25 protein-coding genes are annotated in these 23,866 nt (G+C 61.8%); 13 read left to right on the forward strand and 12 right to left on the reverse strand.

Going from position 1 to position 23,866, the window contains the following annotated elements; translation table 11 throughout:
* Window positions 1–515: 515 nt before the first annotated feature.
* Window positions 516–1,088: a histidine phosphatase family protein gene (locus AC3IP0_RS11235; RefSeq protein ID WP_489319280.1), complete on the forward strand. Its 573-nt coding sequence runs from the start codon at window positions 516–518 to the stop codon at window positions 1,086–1,088.
* Window positions 1,088–1,843: a precorrin-6A synthase (deacetylating) gene (cobF, locus tag AC3IP0_RS11240; RefSeq protein WP_489327397.1), complete on the forward strand. Its 756-nt coding sequence runs from the start codon at window positions 1,088–1,090 to the stop codon at window positions 1,841–1,843. Before AC3IP0_RS11235 ends, cobF begins: the two co-directional genes overlap by 1 nt.
* Window positions 1,844–1,850: 7 nt before the next feature.
* Here cobF and ftrA read toward each other — a convergent pair whose 3' ends face one another.
* The gene (gene ftrA / locus AC3IP0_RS11245) at window positions 1,851–2,825 is read right to left on the reverse strand and encodes a transcriptional regulator FtrA (protein ID WP_489327399.1); all 975 of its coding nucleotides are present in this window, start codon (window positions 2,823–2,825) and stop codon (window positions 1,851–1,853) included.
* Between the two features lie 101 nt (window positions 2,826–2,926).
* Between ftrA and AC3IP0_RS11250 the strand changes: the two genes are divergently transcribed.
* The gene (locus AC3IP0_RS11250) at window positions 2,927–3,361 is read left to right on the forward strand and encodes a rhodanese-like domain-containing protein (protein WP_489327400.1); all 435 of its coding nucleotides are present in this window, start codon (window positions 2,927–2,929) and stop codon (window positions 3,359–3,361) included.
* A 92-nt stretch (window positions 3,362–3,453) separates the two neighbouring features.
* On the opposite strand, the gene AC3IP0_RS11255 is transcribed toward AC3IP0_RS11250, so the two are convergent.
* Window positions 3,454–4,092: a type 1 glutamine amidotransferase gene (locus tag AC3IP0_RS11255; RefSeq protein ID WP_489327401.1), complete on the reverse strand. Its 639-nt coding sequence runs from the start codon at window positions 4,090–4,092 to the stop codon at window positions 3,454–3,456.
* A 330-nt stretch (window positions 4,093–4,422) separates the two neighbouring features.
* On the opposite strand from AC3IP0_RS11255, the gene AC3IP0_RS11260 reads away from it, so the two are divergent.
* From AC3IP0_RS11260 to AC3IP0_RS11270, 3 genes are all read left to right on the forward strand, one after another.
* Window positions 4,423–5,202: an ABC transporter substrate-binding protein gene (locus tag AC3IP0_RS11260; RefSeq protein WP_102672653.1), complete on the forward strand. Its 780-nt coding sequence runs from the start codon at window positions 4,423–4,425 to the stop codon at window positions 5,200–5,202.
* Between the two features lie 182 nt (window positions 5,203–5,384).
* Window positions 5,385–6,497, forward strand: a complete 1,113-nt coding sequence (locus AC3IP0_RS11265; RefSeq protein ID WP_489327402.1) for a succinylglutamate desuccinylase/aspartoacylase family protein — start codon at window positions 5,385–5,387, stop codon at window positions 6,495–6,497.
* 182 nt (window positions 6,498–6,679) lie between these two features.
* A complete protein-coding gene (locus tag AC3IP0_RS11270) occupies window positions 6,680–7,396 on the forward strand; it encodes an alpha/beta hydrolase (RefSeq protein WP_489327403.1) in 717 nt (238 codons plus the stop codon).
* Between the two features lie 3 nt (window positions 7,397–7,399).
* Here AC3IP0_RS11270 and AC3IP0_RS11275 read toward each other — a convergent pair whose 3' ends face one another.
* Together AC3IP0_RS11275 and AC3IP0_RS11280 are read right to left on the reverse strand one after the other, a co-directional pair.
* Complete coding sequence (locus AC3IP0_RS11275) at window positions 7,400–7,966, reverse strand: DcrB/PsbP domain-containing protein (protein WP_489327404.1); 567 nt, start codon at window positions 7,964–7,966, stop codon at window positions 7,400–7,402.
* Between the two features lie 127 nt (window positions 7,967–8,093).
* Window positions 8,094–8,888: a hypothetical protein gene (locus tag AC3IP0_RS11280; protein ID WP_489327794.1), complete on the reverse strand. Its 795-nt coding sequence runs from the start codon at window positions 8,886–8,888 to the stop codon at window positions 8,094–8,096.
* Window positions 8,889–9,057: 169 nt separating this feature from the next.
* Between AC3IP0_RS11280 and AC3IP0_RS11285 the strand changes: the two genes are divergently transcribed.
* Window positions 9,058–9,588 (forward strand): chalcone isomerase family protein, encoded by a 531-nt coding sequence (locus AC3IP0_RS11285; RefSeq protein WP_489319288.1) that lies wholly within the window; start codon window positions 9,058–9,060, stop codon window positions 9,586–9,588.
* Window positions 9,589–9,866: 278 nt separating this feature from the next.
* Here the strand turns inward: AC3IP0_RS11285 and AC3IP0_RS11290 are convergent, their stop codons facing one another.
* Genes AC3IP0_RS11290 through AC3IP0_RS11300 form a run of 3 tightly spaced genes read right to left on the reverse strand, consistent with a single transcriptional unit; the run spans window position 9,867 to window position 12,460 of the window.
* Window positions 9,867–11,048 (reverse strand): acetyl-CoA C-acetyltransferase, encoded by a 1,182-nt coding sequence (locus AC3IP0_RS11290; protein ID WP_489327406.1) that lies wholly within the window; start codon window positions 11,046–11,048, stop codon window positions 9,867–9,869.
* Between the two features lie 11 nt (window positions 11,049–11,059).
* A complete protein-coding gene (locus tag AC3IP0_RS11295) occupies window positions 11,060–11,725 on the reverse strand; it encodes a CoA transferase subunit B (RefSeq protein WP_008026717.1) in 666 nt (221 codons plus the stop codon).
* Window positions 11,726–11,761: 36 nt separating this feature from the next.
* The gene (locus AC3IP0_RS11300) at window positions 11,762–12,460 is read right to left on the reverse strand and encodes a CoA transferase subunit A (RefSeq protein WP_046043267.1); all 699 of its coding nucleotides are present in this window, start codon (window positions 12,458–12,460) and stop codon (window positions 11,762–11,764) included.
* A 229-nt stretch (window positions 12,461–12,689) separates the two neighbouring features.
* Here AC3IP0_RS11300 and AC3IP0_RS11305 point away from each other — a divergent pair, with 229 nt between their 5' ends.
* Complete coding sequence (locus AC3IP0_RS11305; RefSeq protein ID WP_489327407.1) at window positions 12,690–13,592, forward strand: LysR family transcriptional regulator; 903 nt, start codon at window positions 12,690–12,692, stop codon at window positions 13,590–13,592.
* Between the two features lie 114 nt (window positions 13,593–13,706).
* Here the strand turns inward: AC3IP0_RS11305 and AC3IP0_RS11310 are convergent, their stop codons facing one another.
* Window positions 13,707–14,549, reverse strand: a complete 843-nt coding sequence (locus tag AC3IP0_RS11310; RefSeq protein WP_489327409.1) for an NAD-dependent protein deacetylase — start codon at window positions 14,547–14,549, stop codon at window positions 13,707–13,709.
* A gap of 124 nt (window positions 14,550–14,673) precedes the next feature.
* Window positions 14,674–15,720, reverse strand: coding sequence for a class I SAM-dependent methyltransferase (locus tag AC3IP0_RS11315; protein ID WP_489319759.1), 1,047 nt, complete (start codon window positions 15,718–15,720; stop codon window positions 14,674–14,676).
* A 346-nt stretch (window positions 15,721–16,066) separates the two neighbouring features.
* Between AC3IP0_RS11315 and AC3IP0_RS11320 the strand changes: the two genes are divergently transcribed.
* Together AC3IP0_RS11320 and AC3IP0_RS11325 are read left to right on the forward strand one after the other, a co-directional pair.
* Window positions 16,067–16,897 (forward strand): HvfB family MNIO-type RiPP peptide maturase, encoded by an 831-nt coding sequence (locus AC3IP0_RS11320; RefSeq protein ID WP_489327411.1) that lies wholly within the window; start codon window positions 16,067–16,069, stop codon window positions 16,895–16,897.
* A 3-nt stretch (window positions 16,898–16,900) separates the two neighbouring features.
* The gene (locus AC3IP0_RS11325; RefSeq protein ID WP_489319293.1) at window positions 16,901–17,656 is read left to right on the forward strand and encodes an HvfC family RiPP maturation protein; all 756 of its coding nucleotides are present in this window, start codon (window positions 16,901–16,903) and stop codon (window positions 17,654–17,656) included.
* Window positions 17,657–18,659: 1,003 nt separating this feature from the next.
* Here AC3IP0_RS11325 and AC3IP0_RS11330 read toward each other — a convergent pair.
* Both AC3IP0_RS11330 and AC3IP0_RS11335 read right to left on the reverse strand, forming a co-directional pair.
* Entirely contained in the window at window positions 18,660–19,970 is a 1,311-nt protein-coding gene (locus AC3IP0_RS11330) for an ATP-binding protein (RefSeq protein ID WP_489327412.1), read from the reverse strand.
* Window positions 19,967–20,707 carry a response regulator gene (locus AC3IP0_RS11335; RefSeq protein WP_095946382.1) on the reverse strand — a complete coding sequence of 247 codons (741 nt, stop codon included), beginning with the start codon at window positions 20,705–20,707 and terminating at the stop codon, window positions 19,967–19,969. Before AC3IP0_RS11335 ends, AC3IP0_RS11330 begins: the two co-directional genes overlap by 4 nt.
* A gap of 306 nt (window positions 20,708–21,013) precedes the next feature.
* On the opposite strand from AC3IP0_RS11335, the gene AC3IP0_RS11340 reads away from it, so the two are divergent.
* From AC3IP0_RS11340 to AC3IP0_RS11350, 3 genes are read left to right on the forward strand one after another with little or no spacing between them, the layout of a single operon-like run.
* Entirely contained in the window at window positions 21,014–21,277 is a 264-nt protein-coding gene (locus AC3IP0_RS11340) for a DUF2790 domain-containing protein (protein ID WP_489327414.1), read from the forward strand.
* Window positions 21,278–21,325: 48 nt separating this feature from the next.
* Window positions 21,326–21,538: a hypothetical protein gene (locus AC3IP0_RS11345; protein WP_489319296.1), complete on the forward strand. Its 213-nt coding sequence runs from the start codon at window positions 21,326–21,328 to the stop codon at window positions 21,536–21,538.
* Between the two features lie 58 nt (window positions 21,539–21,596).
* Window positions 21,597–22,814 (forward strand): cytochrome c biogenesis protein DipZ, encoded by a 1,218-nt coding sequence (locus AC3IP0_RS11350; RefSeq protein WP_489327416.1) that lies wholly within the window; start codon window positions 21,597–21,599, stop codon window positions 22,812–22,814.
* Window positions 22,815–22,823: 9 nt separating this feature from the next.
* On the opposite strand, the gene AC3IP0_RS11355 is transcribed toward AC3IP0_RS11350, so the two are convergent.
* Window positions 22,824–23,816, reverse strand: coding sequence for an AraC family transcriptional regulator (locus AC3IP0_RS11355; protein ID WP_489327418.1), 993 nt, complete (start codon window positions 23,814–23,816; stop codon window positions 22,824–22,826).
* Window positions 23,817–23,866 lie beyond the last annotated feature (50 nt).

Genomic DNA, 23,866 nt, shown 5'->3' on the forward strand with positions numbered 1-23,866 from the left:
ATCACTGTCGGTTTTTCCACACATTAAATCGGTGGTCGTCTGAACGTTGTCAGGCGCCACTCTTTTTCTTATCGGATGTTTCCTGGGATGGACCGCATTAAACGAGGAACAGGTGGTTCAGCCGGATGCAATGCCTGGCCAGGCGCGTTGATCGGGTGTTCGAGAAAAGGCATCCGGGCTCCTGCTGGATGAGCATGGCAAGTGTTTTAACAGTCCGTTGAAAGGAGTATTTAATCATCGCGTACTGCCTGTCTAGTGAATTTTCGCGTGGTCTGCTCGTGCCCGAAAAAGGGGCGAAGTGCCTGTGCCAAGGGGCTACGGCGATGTCGTAAAGTCTTGTAGGTGATTGCCTGCGTTGCGGTCAGCCATGACAGAAAATCTGGCGGGAAATGACTGAAGGAATCCGTTTCAAGCAGGAAAATTAAACACCCCCCGGGCCTGCTGTGTTGCGGCACAATTGCGCGATGGCGGTCACCTGACGCCGTCGTTCCTTTCCATCCCTGGAGTGATTGCTGGTGCAGGCAACCCGTTTAACCCTGATTTGCCACGCGCGAACCGTCGCACAGAAATTGGCGCGTTTTCCCTTGGACGAGCCTCTGGAGATGGATTGGCAAACGCTCAGGCTTTCCCGTTGCAATCAGTTCAAGGGCGCTCCACGCCTTGTCTGTGGTCCGGAGTTGCGCACCCGGCAAACCGCTGAACTGTTCGCCAGCGCGCCGGAGATTGTCGACGCCTTGAGGGACTGCGACTTCGGCCGTTGGGGCGGAGAACGCATCGGCGATCTGCAAAAAACCGAAGCCCAGGCGCTCCAGCATTGGCTGGACGACCCGGCTTCGGCGCCCTACGGTGGTGAGCCACTGGTGCAACTGGGCGAGCGGGTGGGCGCCTGGTTGACATCCTTGCAATCGATGCCGGGGCACATCGTGGCCATTACCCATCCCTTTGTCATCCGCGCCGCGCTGACCCACGTGTTGCAGGGTGCATCGTCCAACCTCATCGACGTCGAGCCCCTGTCGGCTGTCGAATTGCGGTTCCATGGTTGCTGGCGGCTGCGTTTGCCGGGCACCGACCCCGAGGACCTGCTGTGATGAAAAAACTCCTGGTCATCGGGATAGGAGCCGGCAACCCCGACTACATCACGATGCAGGCGGTGAAGGCGTTGAATCAGGTCGATGTTTTTTTTCTCATGGACAAGGGCCAGAGCAAAGACAAACTCATCGATCTGCGCCGCGAAATCTGCGAACGCTACATCACCGACCGCGATTACCGTTTTGTCGAAGCCCACAGCCCTGAGCGCGTGCGCGGTGAGGTGGACTACAAGACCAGTGTCGACGACTTGAACCTGGCCAAACAACAGACCTTCGAACGGCTGATCAACGAGGAACTGTCCGACAGCCAGTGTGGTGGTTTCCTGGTGTGGGGTGACCCTGCGCTGTACGACAGCACCATCCGTATCCTTCAGGCGATCCAGGCCGCAGGCACCTGTGGGTTCGAGTTCGAGGTGATCCCCGGCATTACCAGCGTCCAGGCATTGGCGGCCCGACACAAAGTGCCGCTCAACCAGATTGGCCGCTCCGTTGAAATCACCACCGGCCGACGTCTGGCGGCCGGGCAGGTGAGCGATGCCGACAGCCTGGTGGTGATGCTCGATGCCCAGGATGCTTACCATCAGGTGGTGGATCAGGACACCGAGATTTACTGGGGGGCCTATCTGGGGACGCCAGATGAAATCCTGATCCGCGGCAAGCTCAAGGATGTGGCGGAGGAAATCGAACGGGTGCGCAAGGCGGCGCGGCTGGCCAATGGCTGGATCATGGATACCTATTTATTGCGCAAGCCTTGAACGCCCCTCAAAGAACAACACTGTTCCCACGCCCAAACCGCTCCCGATACACCGAAGGCGGCACGCCAACCACCGTTCGAAAGGCCACCCGGAAACTTTCCACCGAGCGATAACCACAACGTTCGGCAATCTGCTCGGTGTTCTGGTCGCTGCTTTCCAGCAGTTCGCGGGCGCGGCCCAGTCGTTCGTGCTGCAACCAGGTTTTCGGCGACTGGCCGCTGGCTTCGGTGAAGCGGCGCAGGAAGGTGCGTTCGCTCATGGCGGCTTCGCTGGCCAGGTCGCGCACTTCCAGCGGCTCGTGCAAACGCTCACGTGCCCACTGCATGACGCGGGAAAGATCGCTGCGCGGTGTCGGACTGACTGGCGTCGGAATGAATTGCGCCTGGCCACCGCTGCGTTGCGGCGACATGACCAGGCGCCGGGCCACGGAATTGGCCACCTGCGTGCCGAAATCCCGTGCCACCAGATGCAGGCAGGCATCGATGCCTGCGGCGCTGCCGGCGGAGGTGATCAACTGGCCGGAATCGACATACAGCACGTCCGGGTCCACGAGGATGCCGGGAAAGCGCTCGGCTAGTTCCGAGGTATAGCGCCAGTGCGTGGTCGCTCCGTGCCCGTCGAGCAACCCGGTGGCGGCGAGGACGAAAACACCGGAGCAGATCGACAGCAACCGCGCCCCCCGCGCATGGGCCTGGCGCAGGGCGGCGATCAGTTCTGCGGGCACCGCGGCGCTGCGGTCGCGCCAGCCGGGAATGATGATGGTGCGGGCATCGGCGAGCATTTCCATGCCGCCATCGGCCAGGACCTGGATGCCGCCCATGGCACGCATCGGGCCTTGATCGACCGCGACGATGCGATGCTCGTACCACGGAAAATCGAATTCAGGCCGTGGCAGGCCGAAGATCTCCACGGCAATGCCGAACTCGAACGTGCATAGGCCGTCGTAGGCCAGAATCGCAACCATTCCTGGGGTTGGGTGCATTTGGCGGAAAGTTCCCGGTGAGTGTCTTGTGCGCCACTGTAGCCGCAAGTGGCTGGCGGATAAAGTCTTCCCACACCCACCGCTTCTTTGGAGTACAGCCCATGACCAGCCTGGTTCGCGAAATTCCCGCCGCCCCCTCGGCCATCGCCCTGATGCATTTCAGCAACCGTCTGACCTTCGAAACCGATTGTTCCGACGTCCACGGCAGCCAGCAGGCAGGCGAAGTCGATTTCATTCTGGTGGATGTTCGTGGCCCGCTGGCGTTCGAACGCGGGCATGTACCGGGAGCGATCAACATTCCCGGGCGCCTGGTGAGCGCCGAAGGCCTGGCGGGTTATCCGAAAAGCAGCCTGTTTGTAGTCTATTGCGCCGGGCCTCACTGTAACGGCGCCAACAAGGCGGCGGTGAAACTGGCGGCCCTGGGTTATCCGGTCAAGGAGATGATCGGCGGCGTGACCGGGTGGCTGGATGAGGGGTTTGAGTTGAGTGCCGGGGTGCAGCGGCAAGCCAGCAGCGTGGTCGGTTGCGAGTGCTGATGTAACCGAAAAAGATCGCAGGCTGCGCCAGCTCCTACATTGGATTGCGTTGCCTGTAGGAGCTGGCGCAGCCTGCGATCCTTTGATCTGTATTATTCATTTCCCGCCGCCCACCACTCATCCAGTGTCGCCTGCAACCACGCCAACACATCGGCGTAGGCCGCATCGTCCTGCGGCCCCCGTGGCAACGGCGACTCATCGCCAAAATGCGCATTGAGCATGGCCACCGACTCGCCGTTCCACTCCGGATGAAACTGCAACCCCAGCCGCGCCGGCCCGGCGCGGTACATCTGCGGAGTACAGTACTCGCTGCTGGCCAATAGCTGCGCGGCAGGCGGCAGGTCGATGGCGTCTTCGTGCCACTCCAGCACCTTCAGCGTTTGCCCATCGATAAAGGTCACGGTGGTCCATCCGGTTTCGCTCCGGTCCATCCGCCGTACATTCCCGCCCAGGGTCAGCGCCAGCAGCTGTGCCCCCAGGCATATGGCGAACACAGCCGCGTCCTGATCCAGACTGCCTCTGAGCCATTGCCGTTCGGCTTCCAGCCAGGCCGGACCGGCATTGGATTCATAAGGCCCACCCAACAGGATCACGGGGTCGGCGCTGACGGGCGGCAATTGGCCGAGGTCGGCGCGAAACACCTTCAGCGTCAGCCCTCGGGATTCGGCCCAGGTCGCGATGGCGCCCGGACCTTCGGCGCAGTGGTGCTGGATCAGGTTCAACGTGGGCATCACACTACTCTCGATGGAACGCAAGGGCGCTCAATGTGCCGCAAATCACCGGGCATCGCCAGTCGTCCCGTTCTGTCGGATGACGCCTGAAAACCTGTAGGCCTGGTCTGAAATCGCGATATGTCTGACAGACATTGCACCGTCATGGCGCGTTCACCTCGACGCCTCCCTCCAGGTGCCACTTTTCTATAAATATTTGTCGCCTCGGCGTAATTTGCCCTCCTGTAGCCGCTCTAGACTGCCGGCCACTTCGGTTCCCGCTCACGAAGCGATGACCGAACGCTGCCAATCGAAGCTGCCAATAAAAGCCTCCGCACACAGGAGTTATAAATGAAGAAGCTAGTGATGTTCGGTGCCCTGGCACTGTCGATGTTGTCCCTGACCGCCGTGGCCGAAGACGCCAAGCCGATCCGCATCGGTATCGAAGCCGGCTACCCGCCATTCTCGATGAAAACCCCTGACGGCAAACTCACCGGTTTCGACGTGGATATCGGCGATGCGCTGTGCGAGCAGATGAAAGTCAAGTGCACCTGGGTCGAGCAAGAGTTCGACGGCCTGATCCCGGCGCTGAAGGTCAAGAAAATCGACGCCATCCTGTCGTCCATGACCATCACTGACGACCGCAAGAAGAACGTCGATTTCACCATCAAGTACTACCACACCCCGGCACGCTTCGTGATGAAGGAAGGCAGCGACGTCAAGGACCCGCTGACCGAACTCAAGGGCAAGAAAGTCGGTGTCCTGCGCGCCAGTACCCACGACCGCTTCGCCACTGAAGTGCTGCAACCGGCGGGGATCGTCCTGGTGCGTTACGGCTCCCAGCAGGAAGCCAACCTGGACATGGTCTCCGGCCGCATTGACGCGCTGCTGGCCGACTCGGTCAACCTGGACGACGGTTTCCTGAAAACCGACGCCGGTAAAGGTTTTGCCTTCGTCGGCCCTGAGTACAACGATCCGAAATACTTCGGTGGCGGCGCAGGCATTGCCGTGCGCAAGGGTGATAAGGAACTGGCGGACAAGTTCAACACCGCCATCACCGAAATCCGCGCCAACGGCAAGTACAAGCAAGTGCAGGACAAGTACTTCAAGTTTGACGTTTACGGCGAGTAATCCAGCCGTTTGGAAAAGTGGCAACCGTTAGACGCGGTTGCCATTTTTTTTGTGCTCATGATTTATCCTGCCAACATATTTCCCAATGTAGGAGCTGCCGAAGGCTGCGATCTTTTGATCTTTTGAAATAGCGCAAAAGATCGCAGCCTTCGGCAGCTCCTACGGAACACCGGAGTATTTCCATGCAACGCATCGACCATAAACTGCCCTGGAGCCACTTGGGCAGCGAGCGCACCCTCAGCGTATTTCGTTATGGCGCGGGCACGCGCAAGGTGTACATCCAGGCCAGCCTGCACGCCGACGAATTGCCGGGCATGCGTACGGCCTGGGAACTGAAGAAACGCCTGGCCGAACTTGAACAACAGGGACAATTGAAGGGTGTGATCGAACTGGTGCCGGTGGCCAATCCCATTGGCCTCGACCAGCACTTGCAAGGCAGCCACATGGGGCGTTTCGAACTGGGCAGCGGCAAGAACTTCAACCGCTCGTTCGTCGAACTCAGTGCGCCGGTGGCCGCGTTGATCGGTGATCGCCTGGGCACCGACGCCCATGCCAACATCGCGCTGATTCGTCAGACCATGGGCCAGGTCCTCGACGGCTTGCCGGCAGCGCCATCGCAGCTGGAAGCCATGCACCGCCTGTTGCTGCGCCATGCCTGCGACGCCGACATCACCCTCGACCTGCATTGCGATTTCGACGCGGCCATCCACATCTACGCGCTGCCGCAGCACTGGCCGCAGTGGCAATCCCTGGCGGCTCGTTTGCAGGCCGGCGTGGCGTTGTTGTGTGAAGACTCCGGCGGCAGCTCGTTCGATGAATCCTGTTCTTCGCCATGGTTGCGCCTGGCCAGGGCGTTCCCGGCGGCGGCGATTCCCCCGGCCAACCTGGCGACCACCCTGGAGCTGGGCAGCATGGGCGACACCCGCGTCGACCAGGCCCAGGCCAATTGCGAGGCCATCCTCGGATTCCTCGCCGAGCAGGGTTTCATCTCCGGCACCTGGCCGGCGGCACCGGCCGAATGCTGCGAAGGCATGCCATTCGAAGGCACCCAATACCTGTTCGCCCCGCATCACGGCGTGGTGAGTTTCCTGCGTGAGGCCGGAGAGTGGGTGGAAAAGGGCGATGCGCTGTTCGAGGTGGTCGACCCGTTGAACGACAAGGTCACCACCGTGCAGGCCGGCACCAGCGGTGTGCTGTTCGCCATCGACCGTGGGCGCTACACCCAGCCGGGCAGCTGGCAGGCAAAGGTCGCCGGGCGCGAGCCGATTCGGGTGGGGAAGTTGATCAACGACTGATCCCGGAATTTTCTTTGTCTGTACTGGCCTCATCGCGAGCAAGCTCGCTCCCACAGTGGAAATGCGTCCCCTGTGGGAGCGAGCTTGCTCGCGATGACGGCATCAGCCACGCCTGAGATGTCCCTGACTACTGACCAGTGTTAGGCTCTTGCGCGAATCCTGCATTCAGTGAAGGAAGACCCATGTTGAAGATGCTCGCGCTGCTCACGCTCCTGGTATCCACTGCCGTTAACGCCCAAACCTCGCTGCAAACCGACTTGCCGCTCAAGTACCTGGCGCAGACCAACGCCGATTCGAACCATCAACCCCTGGTGATTTTCCTCCACGGTTACGGCAGTAACGAGCAGGACCTGTTCGGCATCAAGGATGACTTGCCCGCGTCCTACACCTACCTGTCGGTGCGGGCACCGTTGGTGATGGAGCCGGGCAGCTATCAGTGGTTCCGCAAGAAGGGCGAAGGGGCCTACAACGGCGAGACCGATGATCTGAAGTCCAGCGGCCAGTTGCTGCTGGATTTCGTCGCACAGGCCACGAAGAAATATCACACCGAACCCGAGAAGGTGTTCCTGGTCGGCTTCAGCCAGGGCGCGATCATGTCCTACGAAACAGGCCTGCGGCATCCCGAGGCGTTCGGTGGGATTGCTGCGTTGAGCGGACGGATTCTGCCGGTGCTCAAGTCCGAGCTCCAGCCCGATGAAAAACGTCAGTCGCTGGCGATTTTCATCGGTCATGGCGAGCAGGACAAACGCCTGCCATTCAGCGACGGCACCGAAGCCAACAGCCTGTTGCAGAGCGTGTCACTCGAACCCGAGTTTCACGCCTACCCCGGTGTCGGTCACAGCATCAGCGCCGACGAGATACAGGACTTGAGCGCCTGGTTGCAGCGTCTCAACCCCTGAGCCTTATTTCCCGCTGACGATCTGTTTGACCAGGGTTTCGTGGGCCGCCATGTCGCCTGGGCGGGAAATCACCTGGATCACCGCCATGCGAGTGCCGGATGCGGCCATCAGCGTGGTGGTGAGGGTCATGCCTCCGCCTTGCGTGGCAGTGCCGTCGACCTGGCGCAGGCCCAGCCCGGTTGTTCGGGTCAGGGCTTTCTCGCTGAGCTTGTTGTAGTCGGGCAGGGATTTGTGTTGCGCCGCTTCGAAATCGGCTGCGGTGCCGTCGAGGAACCCGCCATCGTTGTCCTTGACGCTGACACCGTTGGGCAGAGTGTTTTCAGCGGCGATCACCACCGTCTTGGTGGTTTCATTGCTGTACAGGGTGCCGCTGGCACCGTCCGGGCTGGCCGGCAGCGGGTTGGCGATGAAACCCTTGGGCAGGTTGAAGGTGAACTTGCTGCCGAGCATTGAGACTTTCTGGGCGGGCGCATCGCTGGAAGCGGCCTTGGCGGCCTGCGCATTCAAAGCCCCAAGGCCGGTAGCGGCGGCCAGCAGCAGGACAAGGGCTTTTTTACTCAACAATGACATCGAAATCTCCAGGGAGGGGCGCGCGGTGGGGCGCGATCATCCCATGGAGCTTGTGATGCATTCCAGCGTGCTCTACCCAGCGGTCATCTTGGGCGGGCATCATCCCGGCCTGAAGACCTGATGCAGCTTAGCGTTTGATGGCTGCTCCTTCAGTGTCCGTCGCCGGGCCGGCCGGCCGCGCCAGCAGGCGCTTGGTCACGCTCAGCATGGCCACCGACACCGCGACGCCCAGCACAAAAGCGTTCATTCCCATCGTCGGCAGGGCCAGGGCCAACACCAGGCAGAAGGCGGCGAACGAGTACATGCCGGTGGCGGTGGCGCGCAACAGCGCGGCGGTAAAGGCCGGGCCACGGGTTTGCTGGGAGAACACCGCCATCACGCTGCCCAATACCGGGAACACCGCCAGCAGGCCGCTCCAGCGGTCGCCGACGGTGCTGGCCAGCAGAGTGACGACCAGGGTGAGCAATGCACCGGCCATCATGCGCAACAGGAGCTTGTCGGATTTCGGCGCAGGGCCACTGAGCACCGGTTGCACGGTGGGGAACAGGTACGGTGCGGCGAGCAGCGCGGTCGCGGCGGCGCACACCGAAAACACCAGGGAGGCCGGGATCAGCGACAGGACAACCGCCACCAGTGCCCAGACCGACAGCGAGATCACCAGCGCCAGCGGCCATCCGGCCCGTTGTGCGACCTGGGCGTAGGTCACGCAGAACGCAATCATCGCGAACATGGCCGACAGCGCGGCGGTGGCCGATTGCGCGGCGAACGCCTGGCCTTGTTCAAGGGCGAGGAACAGCAGGATCGGCCCGACCACCACCGGCAACCCCGATAACCAACCGGCCACGCTCGGCCCCCAGCGTTTGCCAGCCAGGGAAATCAGTAGCAGGAAGCCTGGGATCACCAGCAACTTGAGGATCAACACGCGCACGTCTCCGACCTGTGTGAGGTGGCAACGGTAACATTGCATCGGATAGATTGCTTTATGTGTATGTGCATTTTGTATACAAGAATAGAGCCATTATTGGAAATTGTACGAAAGGGTCTATTGCGTATACGTTTTTTTGGGCATCCCGCGATGAGGCCAATCTGCCATGAACCGCCAACGAACACCGCTGCGCCATGGTCTGTGGCTGCTTGTCTTGCTGAGCTGCCAGGCCCTGGCCAATTGGCAGGATTCGCTGCCCGGAGCGCAAATCCTCGGCAGCGGCGAGTTTCGCAAGTACGGTTTCGATGTCTACAGCGCACGGCTCTGGAGTACCTCGCGGCCCCTGGCGGGCGATCAGCCGTTCGCCCTGGAGCTGATCTACCAGCGCAGCATTTCCCGTGATGACCTGGTGAACGCCAGCGTCAGGGAAATCAAGCGACTCGCCGGCACTTCGGTCAGTGCCGGGCAACTGGCGTCCTGGCAGGCGCAGATGCAGCAGTCGTTCGTCGACGTGCAACCCGGCACGCGGCTGACCGGGGTCTATCTGCCGGGGCAGGGCGCGCGGTTTTTTCTCGGCCAGCAGTTACTGCGTGATGTGCAGGACCTGCAATTCGCCAAGGCGTTTTTTGCCATCTGGCTCGATCCGCGCACCAACAACCCCGAGTTGCGCCAGCAGTTGCTGGGCGCGGCCCCGTAGACTTTGCGTTTTGCCGGGCCTGGCCCGAGGTTTGTGGTGATCAGTGGGGTGACTCGTCGGGCCCCTTCGCGAGCAAGCCCGCTCCCACAATTGACCGGGTTGTCCAGACGAGCGCGGTCCAGTGTGGGAGCGGGCTTGCTCGCGAAGAACGATAACGCGGTCCACCTGAAAAAACGCAGGCAAAAAAGAACCCGGTGCGACTTGCATCGCACCGGGTGTTTTTCCAGACGGTCACGGATCTTCGTGGGTCCCCGCGCCGTCTGTTGAACGCTGTTGGCTTACGCTCGCTTGAGCGCCAGTGCCACGCCCTGACCACCACCGATACACAGGGTGGCGAGGCCTTTCTTGGCGTCACGCTTGAGCATTTCATGCAGCAGGGTCACCAGCACACGGCAACCCGAGGCACCGATTGGGTGACCCAGGGCAATGGCGCCGCCGTTGACGTTGACCTTGTTCAAGTCCCATTCCAGGTCCTTGGCCACCGCCAGCGATTGCGCGGCGAAGGCTTCGTTGGCTTCGATCAGGTCCAGTTGGTCGATGTTCCAGCCGGCCTTGTCCAGGCAGCGGCGGGTGGCCGACACCGGGCCGATGCCCATGATCGCCGGGTCGACACCTGCGTTGGCGTAGGCGGCGATTTTCGCCAGTACCGGCAGGCCGAGGGCCTTGGCCTTTTCGGCGCTCATCAGGATCACGGCCGCGGCACCGTCGTTCAGCGACGAAGCGTTACCAGCGGTCACCGAACCGTCCTTCTTGAAGGCTGGCTTGAGTTTGCCCAGGGATTCGGCGGTGGTGCCGGCCCGTGGCTGCTCGTCGGTGGCGAAGGACAGCGGATCGCCCTTGCGCTGCGGGATCAGGATCGGGGTGATTTCATCGACGAAACGCCCGGCTTCGATGGCGGCCACGGCTTTCTGCTGCGAGGCGGCGGCGAAGGCGTCCTGCTGCTCGCGGCTCAGGCTGTACTTCTCGGCCAGGTTCTCGGCGGTGATGCCCATGTGGAAATCGTTGAACGCATCCCACAGGCCATCGCTGATCATGGTGTCGACGATTTGCCCGTTGCCCATGCGCAGGCCGGTGCGGGCACCGGGCATGACGTAGTTGGCCAGGCTCATGTTTTCCTGGCCACCGGCGATGATCACCTCGGCGTCGCCGCAGCGGATCGCCTGGGCGCCCAAGTGCAGGGCCTTGAGACCGGAGCCGCAGACCTTGTTCAGGGTCATGGCCGGCACGGCGAAGGGCAGGCCGGCCTTGATCGCGGCCTGGCGCGCAGGGTTTTGCCCGGCGCCGGCGGTCAGCACCTGGCCCATGATCACTTCATCGACTTGCGCAGGATCCAGGCCGGTTTGCGCCAGCAGCTGACGGATCACCGCAGCGCCCAGGTCAACCGCGGACACATTGGCCAGGGATCCCTGGAAGCTGCCGATCGCGGTGCGCGTGGCGGCAACAATGACGACTTCTTGCATGGAATGATTCCTCACTGGGCAGCGAACTGCATTTCCGGTACGTGGTCCGGCACGATCAGTTTACCGGCAGTCTTGGCGACGATCTCTTCGACGCTGACGCCCGGTGCACGTTCTTTAAGAATGAACGCGCCGTTTTCGATTTCCAGGTAGGCCAGGTCGGTCAGCACGCGCTTGATGCACCCGGCGCCGGTCAGCGGCAGGCTGCATTGGGACAACAGCTTGGACTCACCATCCTTGGACGCGTGGGTCATGATGACGATGATGTTGTCGGCGCCGGCAACCAGGTCCATCGCGCCGCCCATGCCCTTGACCAGTTTGCCGGGGATCATCCACGAGGCGATGTTGCCTTGCACGTCTACTTCAAAGGCGCCCAGCACGGTCAGGTCGACATGGCCACCGCGGATCATCGCGAAGGACTCGGCGGAGGAGAAGATCGACGCGCCGGTACGTGCGGTCACGGTTTGCTTGCCGGCGTTGATCATGTCGGCATCGATGGTTTCTTCGGTAGGAAACGGCCCCATGCCCAGCAGGCCGTTTTCCGACTGCAGCATGACTTCCATGCCTTCGGGGATGTAGTTGGCGACCAGGGTCGGAATGCCGATGCCCAGGTTTACGTAGAAGCCGTCCTGCATTTCGCGGGCGACGCGTTGAGCCATTTGTTCGCGGGAAAGTGCCATTGTCGTTATTCCTTCATTCGGTCCGGGGGCAGGGGATCACTTACGCACGGTGCGCTGTTCGATGCGCTTCTCGAACGTGCCGCAGATGATCCGGTCGACGTAGATGCCAGGGGTGTGGATCTGCGCCGGGTCCAGCTCGCCGGGTTCGACGATTTCTTCGACTTCGACCACGGTGATCTTGCCGGCGGTGGCCGCCAGCGGGTTGAAGTTCTGGGCGGTGTGGCGATAGATCACGTTACCGAAATGGTCGGCTTTCCAGCCTTTGACGATGGCGAAGTCGCCGGTGATGGATTCTTCCATCAGGTACTTGCGGCCATGGAATTCGCGAACTTCCTTGCCTTCGGCGACTGGAGTGCCAACGCCGGTGGCGGTGAAGAAGGCCGGGATGCCGGCGCCGCCTGCGCGCATTTTTTCAGCGAGGGTGCCTTGCGGGGTCAGGGTGACTTCGATTTCGCCCTTGAGCAGTTGCTCTTCGAACAGCTTGTTTTCGCCGACGTAGGAGGCCACCACTTTGCTGATCTGGCGGTCGGTCAGCAGTACGCCGAGGCCGAAACCGTCGACGCCGCAGTTGTTGGAAACCACGGTGAGATCGCGGGTGCCCTTGCGCTTGATCTCGTTGATCAGGTTTTCCGGGATCCCGCACAGGCCGAAGCCGCCGGCGATCACGGTCATGCCGTCTTCAAGACCTGCCAGAGCTTCCTCGTAGGAACTGACGCGCTTGTCGAAACCTGCCATATGCACCTCTTTTATTCTTTGTGGGCGGCTGGCTAGCCGAATGGGAAGGAGTGTCTCGCTGGAGTATTCATTTGTTAAGTTGATTTTTAAGGTTAATTAATAGATAAAACTCAATAGTGTGTAGGAGCTGCCGAAGGCTGCGATCTTTTGATCTTGTTTTTTGGCGCAAGATCAAGATCAAAAGATCGCAGCCTTCGGCAGCTCCTACAATACCCGGGAGAAATCGAGTATGACCGTCAAGCAGATCCGCGCCTTTCTGGCCGTGGCCCAGAGCCTGAGCTTTGCCGTGGCCTGCGAGCGCCTGCACCTGTCGCAATCGGCCCTGAGCCTGACCATCAAGGCGCTGGAGGAGGGCCTGGGCGGGCGCTTGTTCACCCGCACCACGCGCAACGTGGCGCTCACCGCCGAAGGCGAATCCCTGGTGCCGCTGGCGCGCCGGTTGATCGCCGACTGGGACAATGCCGAGGATGAGTTGCGCCAGCGCTTTACCCTGCAGCGCGGTCGCGTGACCCTGGCGGCGATGCCGTCGTTCGCCGGCAACCTGCTGCCGCCGATCCTCAAGACCTTCCGCGCGCGCTATCCGAATGTCAACGTGACGGTCAATGACGTGATCAACGAACAAGTGCTGGAAATGGTTCGTGACCGCCAGGTGGAACTGGGGGTGGCGTTCGAGCCGACCCAGAGCTCGTCGCTGCAATTCACGCCGTTGTACATCGACCGTTTCGTCGCGGTGGTGCCCCTGGATTCGGCGCTGGCCGAACTCGACGACATCGACTGGCAGACCCTGCTCAAGGAGCCGTTCATTACCTTGCAGCGTCCGTCGACGGTGCGGGTGATGCTCGAAGAACACTTGCAGGCCCGCGGCATGAAGCTGCCGGTGGAGTTTGAAAGCCATCAACTGGCGACGGTCGGGCGCATGGTCGCCAGTGGCCTGGGCGTGAGCGCGGTACCGGCCTTGTGTGCCGGGCAGATGCGTGAACTGGGCGCGCGTTGCATTACCTTGCGTGACCCGGTGGTGGAGCGGGCGCTGGGGGTGCTGACGTTGCCGGGGGGAGAACTGTCGGCGGCGGCGCAGGCGATGTTTGATGTGTTGAAAGAGGAGAACCTTGGGCAACGTTTCTCCATAAACTGATCACAATACCTGTGGGAGCGGGCTTGCTCGCGAAAGCGGTGGGTCAGGCAAAAAAGATGTTGGATGTGCCGCCCTCTTCGCGAGCAAGCCCGCTCCCACAGAGTTTTGTGTTGATCAGGAAGAGAGGCGTTCGGCCAATAACGGCAACAACCGCTCGCACGACCCCTCTATCTTCAAATCCAGCATCTCATCGGCCCGGGTCTTGCCCAGGTTGATCGCAATCAACGGCTTGCCCTGATCCACCACCGCCCGGCACAAGCGAAACGCCGAATAGGCCATCAACGACGAGCCGACCACCAACAGCCCGGCAGCCTGTTCGACGGCCGCCATCGCCTTGGCCGCCGTGGCTTGTGCGACGTTCTCGCCAAAAAATACCACGTCCGGCTTCATCCGTTCCCCGGCGCAATGCGGGCAGCGGGGGACCTGGAAACGTGCCTCGAAGGCCGGGTCGAGCAAGGTGTCGCCGTCCGGCGCTTGCACCGCGTCGACGCCGGCCAGGTACGGGTTCTGTGTTTCCATCAAGTGCTGGATCGAATCGCGCTCACTACGCTGGCCGCAATCCAGGCACAACACCCGGTGCAAACTGCCGTGGAGTTCGATCACGTCACGGCTGCCGGCCTGGTCGTGCAGGGTGTCGACGTTCTGGGTGATCAACCCGCTGATCTGCCGCGTGCCTTGCAATCGGGCCAGGGTGTCGTGGGCCACGTTCGGTTGTGCCAGTCGCACCCGTGGCCAGCCGAGCATCGCCCGCGCCCAATAGCGTCGCCGGGACTCCGGGGCCGAGAGAAACTCCTGGTACATCATCGGCTGCCGGCCCCGCCGCACGCCCTGGTTGTCGCGATAGTCCGGGATGCCCGAGGGCGTGCTGATACCGGCACCGGTCAGCACGGCAAACGGCGCGTCGGCCATGAAGTGATGGAGGCGATCGAGTTGGTCGCGGATCATGCTATCGAGCATGTTGGGAAACCTGTTGGAGCGAGCCTGCTCGCGATGGAGTGTCAGTCGACATCAATATAGCTGACACACCATCGTCGGAACGCCGCCCGGAGCAAGCTCGCTCCTACAGAGATGGCGGCGGTGTTTATTTACGCGCCTCCAGAATCAGGTTGAACGGCGTTTCCGTGGCCCGGCGAAAACGGGTGAATCCGGCCTCGCTGAACACCTTGCGCAACCGCGCTTCACCGGCCTGGGCACCGAGGCCGAGGCCGACTTCCTGGGACAGCGAGTTGGGCGTGCAGATGAAGGTCGACGCCGCGTAGAACAGGCGTCCGACCGGGTTGACGTTGTCGTCGAGCAAATCGTTGGCGTAGGGCTCGACCAGCAGCACCGTGCCGTCGTCCTTCAACGACTCATAGGCATGTTTGGCCGCACCCACCGGATCGCCCATGTCGTGCAGGCAGTCGAAATAGCAGATCAGGTCGTAGTCGCTGCCGGGGTAACTTTTCGCCGTGCCCTGGAAGAACCTGGCCCGGCTGGATACACCCCCTTCTTCGGCCCGCTGGGTGGCAACGGTAACGGAGGGCGCGTGGTAGTCGAAACCGACGAAGCGCGAATCCGGATACGCCTGGGCCATGATCACCGTCGAGGCGCCATGGCCGCAGCCGATGTCCGCCACTTTGGCCCCGGCTTCCAGTTTGGCCACCACGCCGTCGAGGGCCGGCAACCATTCGGCGACCAAATGGGCTTTGTAGCCAGGGCGGAAGAAGCGTTCGGTCCCGCTGAACATGCACGGATGGTGATCGCCCCAGGGTAGGGCGCCGTCGCCGCGCATTGCTTTGACCAGTTTGTCCTTGTCATGGAAAAACGACGCGACCACGCCGATTCCGCCCGCCACATAAACCGGTGAGTCTTCGTTTGCCAAAGCCATGGCCTGCTCTTCGGGCAGGCGGAACTGGCCGTCGCGGTGTTCCATGTAGCCGGAGGCTGCATGGGCGCTGAGCCATTCACGCAGCAGGCGGGTGTTGCAGCCGGTTTTGGCGGCGAGTGCTTCCGGGGTCATTGGCTGACTGTCGGCCATCGCCCGGTACAGGCCGAGTTCTTCGCCGAGAATGACGTTGGCGAGCATCGCCGCGCCGCCCATGTCATTAACCAGTTTGCCCATGAAATCGTTGAGTCTGGCCTCGTCCATCATGTGTGCTCCTTCAGCAGGATCACGGTCCAGGGGCATTGTTTGGCGAGGCGTTCGCCGCTGGGCGGTGGTCGTGGGAATGTACAGGGCACCAAGCGGGCCCTGTGTGCAGTAAGTTTAGTCCGGGCCTTGTACCGCGCGGTCTGGCGCGACGAAAGCAATGTTTTTTCTGCCGCTACACGACCCTGTGGGTGCGATGTATCTCACTGTATCTCACCGGCCTTTCGATACAGTCCCGCGCAACTTCAGACCCCAGCCGAACACAGTCCAGATACACCCTTTCGATTAACTCTGTCTCATGGCGGGCACCGGCTCGCGTCCTTGAACATCTTGTGAGATCGACACCATGCAGACCTCCATTCCCCCCGTAGCCAAGGCCAGCGCAGGGCTTGGCCTGCGTCGCGGTTTAATGAAAGACCTCCAGGCCGCACCGACAGGCGATTTCGACTTCCTGGAAGTCGCGCCGGAAAACTGGATCGGCATCGGCGGTGCCCATGGTGCGGCATTGCGCGCCCTGGCTGAACGCTATCCGTTGTCCTGTCACGGCTTGTCCCTGTCCCTCGGTGGGCCGTCGCCGCTGGACGTCGGTTTTCTGCATGAGGCTCGCAGCTTCCTCGATCGCTACAACGTGCCGCTGTACAGCGAGCATCTGAGCTACTGCAGCGATGACGGTCACCTGTACGACCTGTTGCCGCTGCCGTTTACCGAAGAAGCGGTGCACCACGTCGCCGCGCGTATTCGTCAGGCCCAGGACATTCTCGGGCGGCGCCTGGCGGTGGAAAACGTCTCTTATTACGCCGCGCCTCAACAGGACATAGACGAGGTGACGTTCACCAATGCGGTGTTGCGCGAGGCCGATTGCGACCTGTTGCTGGACGTCAACAACGTCTACGTCAATTCGATCAACCACGGTTTCGATCCGCAGGCGTTTCTCGCTGGCATCGATTCCGGTCGGGTGGTGGCCATGCATATCGCCGGGCATTTCGATGAGTCCGACACCTTGAAAATCGACACCCACGGCGCTTCGGTCAAACCGGCGGTGTGGTCGTTGCTGGCCCAGGCTTATGCCCGCTTCGGTGCGCAACCGACCTTGCTGGAGCGGGATTTCAACTTTCCCGTATTCGCTGAACTGGTGGAGGAACTGCAGACCATTCGCCGCCTGCAACAGGAGGTTTGAGCCGTGGGTAAGTCGAGTCTTTTGCATCAACAAACCACTATGGGCCTGTACCTGCGCGACCCTGAACACAACGCGCCACCCACTGAAATGGACCCGGTGCGGGCACAGGTTTATCGCGATCTGGTGTTTGCCAATCTGTCGTCGTTGCTTAGCGGCACCTTTCCGGTGCTGGTGAAGATTCTGGGTGATGAACGCTGGCGTTCGCTGGTGCGGATTTTTCTGCGGGACTACCGCGCCCGCACGCCGAAATTTGGTGAGATCGCTCAGGAGTTTGTCGAGTTCCTCGCGGCCGGGCCTCAGGCGTTGAGCGATGGGTCGTGGCCGCCGTTCATGGTGGAACTGGCGCATTACGAGTGGGTGGAAATGGCGCTGCAGCAGTCTGACGCCGAGCCTCTGGTTGGCGGTGATGCCGCGTTGCTGCTGGATCGGCCCTTGCGGGTGTCGCCGCTGGCCTGGCCATTGGCTTATGCCTGGCCGGTGCAATTGTTGGGACCGGATTACCAGCCGGACGTTTTACCTGCTCAGCCGACCTTGTTGCTGGTGCGTCGCGCCGAGGACTGGAGTGTGAGGTTTTCTGAGTTGAGTCCGTTGGCGTGGCGGTTGTTGCTGCGTGTTGGTGAGTTTCCCGAGTTGACCGGGCGTGAGCAGTTGCACGGATTGGCGGTGGAGGCGGGGATGGTAGGGTCTTCTGAGTTTTTGGAGAGAGGGTTGGCGTTGTTGCGGCAGATGCATGGGGAGGGGGTTGTTGGGGTTGTTTGATCCTCTTTGACTTTGGCGGCCTTTGGGCCGACCAGGTTGTTGGTTGATTGAGTACATATCCATTCCTGCGGTAACGGCGGCTGGCGGTTTCGCCCTTACGGCGAGTCCCTTTTGGCAAACGCCCCAAAAGGAACCAAAAGGTCACGCCCCTTACGTACGGCCCCTCGCTAAGGCTCGGGGTTCCTTCGCTGCGGTATTCATCCGGGGGCATTGCCCTCCGGTCGGCTTCGCTTCGACCTACATGCAATGAGTTCGACTGCGTCGAACGGCGCTGCGCGCCAGTCCCCGGATGAACACCTCCACTCAGCCTCCCGAGGGGGCGGGTGGATCAAGATCAAGAGCTGCAGGCGAGCTAACGCTCGGCCTGATGAGTGGTGAAAAGCGTGGTGTGTGCCGCTCTGCCTTTGCTCTTCTGTGGGTGCGAGCTGGCTCGCGATGGCGGCCTGCCGGCCGACCTGATTTCGCGGATGTATCACCCCGTAGGAGCTGCCGAAGGCTGCGATCTTTTGATTTTGTTTGTAAGTAATAACGCCCAAAGATCGCAGCCTCGTTGCACTCGACAGCTCCTACAGGGAAACACGCACGCATCAGAACGGTAGGCCGCCTCGGACGCTGTTGCGGTGTACGCCCCCTCGTGAGGCCGAGCGCAGGTTCTGCGCAGTGGGCAACCCGGCATGGATGCCGGGTTAGCCGCCCCCGGCCATGGATGGCCGATGGCGGCGGGCCCACGGAGCAGGACCGGAGCGAGGGCATGCCGAGCCACGGCGAGGCACCGAATGTCAGGGGCAAGAGCCCTTGGTTACTTGGGGCTTTTCCAAGTGACCCGCTGTAAGAGCGGAACCCTAAGTGGCCGTTACCGCAGCAACGGATATGTACACCCACAAAACACTCATCGACTGACACAAAGCCATCGTCGGAGCGCCGCCCGGACCAAGCTCGCTCCCACAGGGGTCTTCAGTGGCCACAAGTCCCGAGTAAACCCGGGAACCTGAACCGAAAACATCTATACCGGCAATCGCAACTCCGCACACAACCCGCCACCCTCACGATTGCTCAAGGTCAACGCCCCGCCAATCGCGACCGCCAGTTGCTGGGCGATCGCCAGCCCCAACCCGGTGCCGCCGGTGCTGCGGTTGCGGGAGTTTTCCACGCGATAGAACGGTTCCATCACTTGCTTGAGTTCTTCCTCGGCGATCCCCGGGCCACGGTCGAGGATCTTGATCGAGAGATTTCCATCGGCCTGTTTTTCCACCCGCAACTCGGCGGCACCGGCAAATTTCAATGCGTTATCTGTCAGGTTGACCAGCACCCTGCGCAAGGCGTGGGGTCGGGTGTCGATGACGGCTGCACTCTTGCCGGTGAGCTGAACATCCTTGCCCACGTCCTGATAGTCGAACACCAGGCTGTCGAGGAACGAGTCGAGGTCGGTGCGGCGGCTTTCTTCGGTGGCGCCGTGGATGCTGCGGGCGTAGGCCACGCCTTCGCGTACCAGGTGTTCCATCTCGCTCAGGTCGTTCCACAGTTTGTCTTTTTCGCTGGAGTCGTCCATGAACTCGGCGCGCAGTTTCATACGGGTGATCGGGGTTTGCAGGTCGTGGGAGATTGCCGCGAGCAATTGCATGCGTTCCTTCAGGTACGCCGCGATGCGTGCCTGCATCGAGTTGAAGGCCCTGGCGGCGTGGGCGACTTCGCTCGGGCCTTTTTCGTCCAGGAGTACCGGGTGCGCATTGGGGTCCAGGGTTTCGACGGCACCGGCGAGGCGGGTGAGGGGGCGGATGGCGATTCTCACCGCCAGCCAGGAGCAGGCCAGCATCAGCGCCAGCTGCCCGAGCAACACGATGGGCAGCCAGGGCGACAACGGGACCATCGCCGGGCGGACGTCGATGGTCAGCGGGCTGCCATCCGCCAGGTTCAAGTGCACTTGAAAATGTTTTTTCGGCCCGGGGATGTCGGTAAAGGTCATCGGGTAATCGTGGCCGATGGCGTCCTTGATCGAGGCAATGGCAATGGGCGCATCGGGCATGTCGGTGCGGATGGGCGTGCCCGAGGAACCCTCATTGAGCATGTAGCTGTAATTGCGCCGCTCCAGTTGTTTGAGCCAAGCGGCTCGCTCATCGGCGGGTAAGCGGTCGAGGATGGCAACGGAGGTGGAAACGTCGGTTTCCAGGTTGCCGAGCATGGTGTTTTTCGAGGACTCGTAGCGTTCGTAGTACTGCGCGCCGAAGGACAGCGCTTGGGCGAGGATCAGGCCGATCAGGAAAATCAGCGACAGCCGCGAGGCCAGGGTGCGCGGCCAATGCAGCGCCAGGGTCATGATTGATCGCCCAGGATTTCCACCGGCAGGGAAAACACATAGCCCTCGCTGCGCACGGTCTTGATGTAGGCCGGCTCGCGAGCGTCGTCGAGCAAGCGCTGGCGCAGGCGACTGACCAGCAGATCGATGGAACGGTCGAACAGGTCGGCGTCGCGGCCCTGGGTCAGGTTGAGCAATTGATCGCGGTTGAGCACCCGTTGCGGGTGGTCGAGAAACACCCTCAGCAATCGATATTCGGCACCGCTCAGGGCCACCATGGTGCCGTCTTCATCGAGCAGGTGACGGGCCGAGGTGTCCAGGCGCCAACGGCCGAAGGCCAACAGGCGACTGGCTTCGGTCACCACCAGGTTCGGCGGCAGCATGCGCGTGCGTCGCAAAACCGCATTGATCCGCGCCAGCAGTTCACGGGCGGCGAATGGCTTGACCAGATAGTCGTCGGCGCCCATTTCCAGGCCGAGGATGCGATCGGTTTCATCGTTGCGGGCGGTGAGCATCAGTACTGGCGTGGCTTTGTGCTTGCCGGCGCGCAATTCGCGGCAGAGCACCAGGCCATCGTCCCCCGGCATCATGATGTCCAGCACGATCAGGTCCACCGGAGTGGTTTCCAGAAAGGCGCGCATCTGCCGTCCATCCGCCACGACCGTGGTGCGCAGGCCGTTCTTCTTCAGGTAGTTGCCAACCAGTTCGCGGATTTCGCGGTCATCGTCAACGATGAGGATGTGATCAACGTGATCCATTGGGCCAAACCTCTGGTAAATGGGGAATGCCACACAGTCTATCGAGCCTGGGCGGGCTCGCCTGCCGCCCTTTGTATTGCAGTGTATCTGGCTTGCCTGCGGATACACACGAAGGCAAAAAAGCCGATTTCCAGCGGTTTTGTATTGCTGTGTATCCAGGCGCCGTTCTGATACGCAGCGATTGATTCACGCCGATTCCCGACACAGACGAGATACTTCGCAGGCTTTTAATAGGTTCCATCGAGGCCAGCCAGACCGCCTCGGATCAAACAACGATCAACCTGTTGAAACCTTGAGGAACTCGCCATGAACACCAAGGCCATCTACGCCGCCTGCCTGTTTGCCGCCCTGAACATCTGCACCTTGTCGGCCCGTGCCGAAGCCGATGTTGCGCCTAAAACCTACACCTACGGCACCCATCTTGACATCAGGAAAGTGGTGTCGCTGACCGAGGACGCTACGCCTTCCTGCGGCGTGGTGAATGCGCAGCTGACGTACCTCGACTCCCAGTCCAAAACCCAGGTGCTGGATTACCGCAAATTCGCTGACAACTGCAACTCGGAAAACTGAGTGTCGCGATCAACCACCGCCTGATCCATTTGAAATAGGAAGGACATCATGAACAACGTTTCCCGTTACCTGACCGCCATCGTTTTTACCGTCGCCGGTGCGGCGGCCCATGCCAACGCCGCTGTCGAGCAAAGCGCCTGCGCCAGCAACACCTGCTTCCAGCTCACACCGGTGGCAGAGAAGGGCACCCAGGGCTTCCTGGCGCAAGACGGTTCCAGCCGCACGCCTCAGGGGCAGTTGCTGGATGAGCAGACGGCTTGAGAACACCCCGCTCCCACAGTGGCCCTGTGTTGCCCTCTAATTTGCATTAGGTGATCCCATGTTACTCATCGCTTTCCTGGGCGGCATATTGACCGTCCTCAGCCCGTGCATCCTGCCGGTCGTGCCATTCCTGTTTGCCGGGGCCGACCGCACACGCTCCTCGATCCTGCTGACCCTCGGCGGCATGGTCTTGACCTTTGCCCTGGTCTCCAGCCTGGCCGTGGTCAGCAGCGAGTGGGTGATCCAGGCCAGCAACACCGGCCGCCACGTCGCGCTGGTGGTGATGGTGCTGTTCGCCCTGTCGCTGATTTCCGCCCGGGTCGGTGACTGGCTGGCGCGGCCCTTCGTGCTGCTGGGCAATCGCATCGACCCGAACTCGCGCAAGATGTCCGGGCCGCTGGCGTCGATCATGATCGGCGTCGCCACCGGACTGCTCTGGGCACCCTGCGCCGGGCCGATCCTCGGGGTGATCCTCACCAGCGCCATGCTGCAAGGGGCGAACGCCGGCACCAGTCTGCTGCTGGTGGCTTATGGCGCCGGCAGTGCGTTGTCCCTGGGCATCCTGATCTTCGCCGGTCGCGGCTTGGTCAATCGCTTGAAACCGTCGATTCCGGTCACTGGCTGGTTGCGCCGTGGCGCCGGGGTTGCGGTGCTCGCCGGTGCGGCTGTGATTGCAACGGGGGCCAATGACCTGTTGCTGGCCAACACCTCATCGGAAGGTGTCAGCAGTGTGGAGAAAGGCGTGCTGGAAGCCGTGCCGAAAGTCGTCGATTACCTGGTCAGCAAGGTCAAGGCCGACAGCACCATGGGCGATGCCCAGGGCGCCATGCCCTCGCTGTCCGGCGCGGTGGAGTGGCTCAACTCACCGACTCTGAGCAACGAGGCCCTGAAAGGCAAAGTGGTGCTGGTGGACTTCTGGACCTTCGACTGCATCAACTGCAAGCACACCCTGCCGTACGTGAAGGACTGGGCGAAGAAGTATGAAAAGGACGGACTGGTGGTGATCGGCGTGCACACACCCGAATACGGCTTTGAACGCATCATCGACAACGTCAAGGCCAAGGTGAAGGAATACGGCATCACCTACCCGGTGGCGATCGACAACAACTACGTGATCTGGCGCAACTTCGACAACCAGTACTGGCCGGCGCACTACCTGATCGATGCCAAGGGGCAGGTGCGTTACACCCACTTCGGTGAAGGCAGCTACGACACTCAGGAGAAGATGATTCAGCAGTTGCTGGAGGAGGCCAAGGCCAGCGCGCCAGCGGCGTAATCCGCTCGATCAATGGCTCACAGGCCTTGCCTCGTGGGCCATGGCTTTTTTCTCCTGACCGCGTCGCCACGCCGCCGGTGGCGCACCGTACTCGCGGCGGAAGGCGCGGCTGAAGGCGGTATCGGTCTGGTAGCCCACTTCTTCGGCGATCCGCGTCAATGAGCTGTTGCTGCTGCGTAACAGATTGGCGGCGAGCAACATCCGCCATTGCGTCAGGTACTGCATCGGCGACACCCCCACCAGTTGCTGGAAGCGTTCGGCCAATACCGATCTTGAGGTGCTGGCGGTGCGCGCCAGTTCGTCCAGCGTCCAGGCGTGGCAGGGTTTTTTGTGCAAGGCGTTGAGGGCGGCGCCGACGATGCGGTCGCGCACACCGGCCAGCCAGCCGGTGCGGCCTTCGCCCTGTTCGTTCATGTACAGGCGCAACACTTCGATGAACAGCACTTCGGCGAGTTTGGCCAATACCCCTTCGCCGCCAGGGCGGGGCGAGCGGGCTTCGGCGAGGGCATAGCGCACGGAGGATTCCAGCCAGATACCGGCATCCGAACCGCGCACATTGACCCGCACCACGGCCGGCAAGCCCTTGAGCAACATGCCCGCCAGGCGCGTGTCGCACGCCAGGTAACCGCATACCAGCCGGGTGACCGCGCCACCCCCGCCATAACTCAACTGCCGGGGGCGGCGCGCCAGCACCGCATCCAGTCGCGCACCCGTGGCCGGGGGCAATCCGGGATGTGAGCACATGCGATGGGCATCGCCCTGGGGGAAGATCACCACGTCGCCCGCGCTCAGCAGCAGCGGCGGGTCATCGCCCAATTCCACGTAGCACTCGCCCTCGGTGATCAGGTGAAAGATCACCACCCGTTCCGCATCGGGCTCCAGAAACGGCGCGGCGGTGTCGGCGCTGGGCGACTGGTAGCACCAGGGTGCGGTGAACCGGGCGTTGATGAAGATCGCGCCGACCAGGTGCACGACGCGCAGAGTCTGTGACAGAGCGTCCATTGGGGTTTCCCCGTGGGAGGTTCCTGATTGTGAGCGCGCCTGCGCGCAAC

The organism is Pseudomonas sp. GL_103, assembly GCF_057835175.1.